We start from the raw sequence: 4092 nt of genomic DNA, 5'->3' as shown, positions 1-4092 counted from the left end.
ATGCGGCTGAACGCAACGCCGGAATGCCGGGCGCTGTTCTTTGATCTGATCAATATCGCCTATGACAACAGCCCCGTGGGCACTCTGCCGATGGATCAGAATATTCTGGCCAAACTGCTGATGATTGATCCGGGGCATTTTGGCTCGCTGTGCAAGCTGGATTATGGGCCGCTTTACAAATGGGAGGCCTGCCGCTGCGACAATGGCGATATTCGGCTGATGCACCCGATGGTGCTGCGCAGCCTGACCGAGGCCATGGCCCGGCGCCAGGACCACCGGGCGCGCAATGACGCGGCGAACTCGGCCAAGCGGTTGCAGCGGCTGCGCATCACGGTGTCGGGCTATCACGCGGATCTGGCCAAGAACGATGCGGCGGTGCGCTGGATGGATGAATGGCTGGTGAAAGAGGGCTGCGAATACCGCAGCGCCGCCTGGATTGAGCGCTCGATGCAGGCCTGGTCGAACCACATCTTTGACCTCGGGCGCTCCGGGGGCGCGTTTCAAAACAAAGGATCCTGACACTGTCCGACAGTGTCCAAGACTGTCCGGCGGACAGTTCAAGACAGTCTCGGACAGTCTCAGACTGTCCTGCACGACATAGACATAGACAAAGACAAAACATGACAGCAGGACGGTTGCGCCCGAGTTACAGCGCCGAGCCTGTGGATAAGTCGGACTTGCTGAGAAAGAGGAAGGGCAGAGACATGGATGCCAAAGATCAGGCCGCAGGGGAACGCCGGGTGAAGGACCACCTGATTGAGCCGTTGAAGAAGTTGGGGCTGGCGAAACCCACCAGCCTGACAGTGGCGCAGTTTGACGCGATGGTCGCGGATCTGGGCGGCAAGCTGGCCTATATGTCGGAACTGAACCTGCAGGCGCTGGCGGAACAGGTGGCCAATATGCCCGGCGGCAAGGATCGCGACCGCTTTCCCATCGCGGCCAAGATCCTCGGCTGGGCTGCCGAGATTCAACCGCCGGCCGATGATGCCTCGCCGCTGTTTCGGGCGGTCTTTGCCCATGCTCTGGGCCAGCGCGCCCTGGCAGAGGGCTGGGCGCCGGAATTATTGGCCGAGTTGCGCCGGGTCCGCGTCTGGCCGCGCGAGTATGATCTGCGCCAGGTGCAGGACCGTGCCGGTGATGCGCGCCGCCGGGTTGCTCGGTTGGAAGAGCAGCTGCGTCGGGGCGATACCGTGTCGCCACAGGATCAAACCTTCCAACAGCGCCGCGCCGCTGCCGAGGTGAAGTGCCGCCGTATTGCAGCGCTGGCATTGGAGGTCACGGCATGAAGGACTTTGTTGTGATCGTCAGCCCTGACGGCGCCGCGCGGCTAGAGGCGGAAGAGATCCGTCTGGCTGGGATCAAAGCCCGCAGCGCGGTGCCAGAAGTCTGCGGCGATGAGATTGCCGAGGCCCCGGCGCGCGGCGCGTTCCGGGTGTTTGAGCCACAGGCGCTTTATCCAGACGGGGAGGGCGGCTTTGCGGTCAAACATGCGGGCTATCGCGGGCGCAGCGCTATCCAGCGGGCCGATGTGTTTGATGTGATGGCGGCCAAGGCGGCCCGGCACAACAAGCCGTCGCCGCTCTCTCCGGGGCAGGTGGCCATTGGCCGCCATTACCGCGACCTGGTGGAGCGTCACGCCTGCGCTGGTCTCAAGTGTTCCTCGATCGAGGCGATGCGATCGGGCGGCGGTGGTCGCGGCGGCGACTTCATGGATGCGGTGCTGCGCGATCGCGAAGAGATCGCCCGCCTGCGCCGCCGTATCGGCACAGGCTCCGCCCTGGTTGTCCGCCGCATCCGCCCCTCCAAACGCGGATCCCGCACCAGCATTTTCGACCGGCGATTGGTGGACATGGTCTGCCTGGAAGATCGCCCCCTCAGCGACGTCCTGAAGGCACATGGCTGGTCGGTTTACGGTGACACGTCCACAGCCATCGCCAAGGCGCTCGGCCAGGCGCTGGAAAGGATGAGAGGCGGCTAAGCGTGGCAACCGTGTTTTCTAAATTCAAATTTATTTTGCCTTCAGAATTGACGGAACAATCACCGCACGTTCTTATGCTCTCACTAGTTGCATGGAATTTGTTATGTCAGAAGAGCTTCCGGAATTTCTAACCCAAGGTGAACAAGCGCGCCTATTTCCCGTACTTTCGACTACATCAAAAGAAGGGCGAACGACTTCGATTGTTTTGGCCTGTTTAGCTAAGGTTGATGAGTTCGGCGCAGGCCTTCTTTCTGGTCTTGGGTTGCGCGTCGGGGTTCGATCCAAGATTGAAACCTATACCGAAGTCGTCTGTGTGAACCGTGCTGCAGATCAGAAGGATAGGCCGGATGGGCTGATTGTAATGCGAACTGGGAGCCGCGAGTGGCGAGCTTTGATTGAAGCCAAGGTCGGGACGAACAATTTGGACGCAGACCAAATTGAAAGATATCGACAGCTGGCAAAGGACAATGACATTGATTGTGTCATTTCTATCTCAAATCAGTTTGCCACAACGCCCGCTACTCACCCGGTGCCTGAGGTCAACAAAAGCCGTTCCAAAATTCCCGTTTTCCATTGGTCATGGATGCATATTTTGACGGAAGCTGATCTTTTACTCAGTCGAAACTCCGTCACAGATAGCGACCAGCGCGTTCTGCTGAATGAGCTGAGGAGATTTTTGACCCATGAGAGTGCGGGGGTGAAAGGGTTCGACCGTATGCCCAAAGCCTGGACCGAGGTGAATAAGTTGGTGGCCAGTGGTGGAGTTATTCCTGCCAAGTCCACGGATGCGCAGGAGGTAATCACAGCCTGGCATCAGGAAACGCGCGACCTATCACTAATCCTGAGCCGAATGACGGAAACCTACGTATCCGAGCGCCTGCCCCGCAAACACCTTTCAGACGGCAACTTGCGATCCAAAGATGAGTTGAACACCCTGAGGGAACAGCACCAATTGCAAGCGGAACTGGACGTGCCTGATGCAGCGGCTCCGATCCAGGTTACTGCCGATATTAATCGGCGCAGTGTCGATGTCGGCATGGTTCTGCGCGCACCAGAGGACAAGGTATCCGTCAAGGCAAGGGTTAACTGGATCCTGCGGCAGATCAAATCAGATCGACTAGAGGATCTGTATCTACGACTTATGTGGCCGGGGAAATCTGAGCCTACCCAGCATTTAGTTTCGGACCTAAAGGCGAATCCTGAACTGGCAGCCGAGGGAAAAGATCAGCTTTCACCACATAGCTTTTTCGTCTTTCGATCTAAACAATTGGGAGCTCGCTTCGCACAACAAGTCAACTTTATCGTGGAACTAGAGGAGGCTGTGCCCTCTTATTACCGTGATGTCGGGGCCAACTTGTCAGCATGGCAAAAACGCGCTCCTAGGATCAAAGAGGATCGCGCAACCGCAGAAGATGTCACTACGGAAGCGATTTCTGAAGACGCACAAAATTATGACACATGACGTGTGCTTCGCGGCATTTCCTGTAAATCCCCACTTGACGCTTACCTCATCGGCATGCGAGTAGATCTGCATCATCAATAAATGCGCCCACGGGAAACCGGCGGGCGTTTTTGTGTTCTTGGGGGCCAGTGAATGACAGCCCGAAGCGAATACCACCATCTTTACAATCTGTCGGCATGGCGGCGTCGGTTGCGTCCGCAGCACCTGGAGCGGGAACCTCTGTGCCGGGCCTGTCTGCGGCGCGGCATCCTGAACGATGGCTCGCTGACCTCGGCGGGTGCGGAGCAGGGCAATCCTCGGCGTCGGTTTCTGGTGGTGGATCACCTGATCCCGCATCGCGGAGATCGGAGTTTGTTTCTGGATCCGGGCAACCTGCAGACGCTGTGCCCGGATGACCATGACCAGAACAAACAGCGGCTGGAAACGCGGGGCTTCTCGCAGGAACGCGGCAGCGATGGCTGGCCCATCGATCCGCTGCATCCCGCCAATCAGTAGACCGCTGCCTGCCTCGTGATGGGGAGGGGGAGGGTCGGCAGGAAAATCCCTTTTGGTGGAAACCGGAGGGAGACCCTTTTTCTGCGCAAAACCCTAATTGAATAGAAAAAACCACAGGTTATGGGAGGAGGTCACAACATGGCACGGGGCCGCAAGC

Annotated in this window: 5 protein-coding genes; all 5 read left to right on the top strand. The window is 58.3% G+C overall.

The annotated features are described in order from the left end of the window. Positions 1 to 519, top strand: a 519-nt coding sequence (locus QZ268_RS19585; RefSeq protein ID WP_295455823.1) for a hypothetical protein, incomplete at its 5' end; no start/stop codon positions are given. Between the two features lie 185 nt (positions 520 to 704). After that, on the top strand, positions 705 to 1286 hold the full coding sequence (locus QZ268_RS19580) for a hypothetical protein (RefSeq protein ID WP_295455822.1): 582 nt from the start codon (positions 705 to 707) through the stop codon (positions 1284 to 1286). Then, on the top strand, positions 1283 to 1978 hold the full coding sequence (locus QZ268_RS19575; protein WP_295455820.1) for a hypothetical protein: 696 nt from the start codon (positions 1283 to 1285) through the stop codon (positions 1976 to 1978). The genes QZ268_RS19580 and QZ268_RS19575 overlap by 4 nt, the downstream gene beginning before the upstream one ends. 103 nt (positions 1979 to 2081) lie before the next feature. Next, positions 2082 to 3440 carry a hypothetical protein gene (locus QZ268_RS19570; protein WP_295455818.1) on the top strand — a complete coding sequence of 453 codons (1359 nt, stop codon included), beginning with the start codon at positions 2082 to 2084 and terminating at the stop codon, positions 3438 to 3440. A gap of 132 nt (positions 3441 to 3572) precedes the next feature. Then, positions 3573 to 3935, top strand: a complete 363-nt coding sequence (locus QZ268_RS19565; protein ID WP_295455816.1) for an HNH endonuclease signature motif containing protein — start codon at positions 3573 to 3575, stop codon at positions 3933 to 3935. Positions 3936 to 4092 lie beyond the last annotated feature (157 nt).

Source organism: uncultured Pseudophaeobacter sp. (genome assembly GCA_905479575.1).
In the GTDB taxonomy this organism is placed as follows: domain Bacteria; phylum Pseudomonadota; class Alphaproteobacteria; order Rhodobacterales; family Rhodobacteraceae; genus Pseudophaeobacter.
Note: the sequence above shows the minus strand (reverse complement) of the source record. Positions and strands in the feature narration are given on the sequence as shown.

Excerpts from the sequence above, each read along its gene's own strand:
- QZ268_RS19575 (WP_295455820.1), top strand. The coding sequence starts at position 1,283 with ATGAAGGACTTTGTTGTGATCGTCAGCCCTGACGGCGCCGCGCGGCTA.
- QZ268_RS19565 (WP_295455816.1), top strand. The coding sequence starts at position 3,573 with ATGACAGCCCGAAGCGAATACCACCATCTTTACAATCTGTCGGCATGG.
- QZ268_RS19580 (WP_295455822.1), top strand. The coding sequence starts at position 705 with ATGGATGCCAAAGATCAGGCCGCAGGGGAACGCCGGGTGAAGGACCAC.
- QZ268_RS19570 (WP_295455818.1), top strand. The coding sequence starts at position 2,082 with ATGTCAGAAGAGCTTCCGGAATTTCTAACCCAAGGTGAACAAGCGCGC.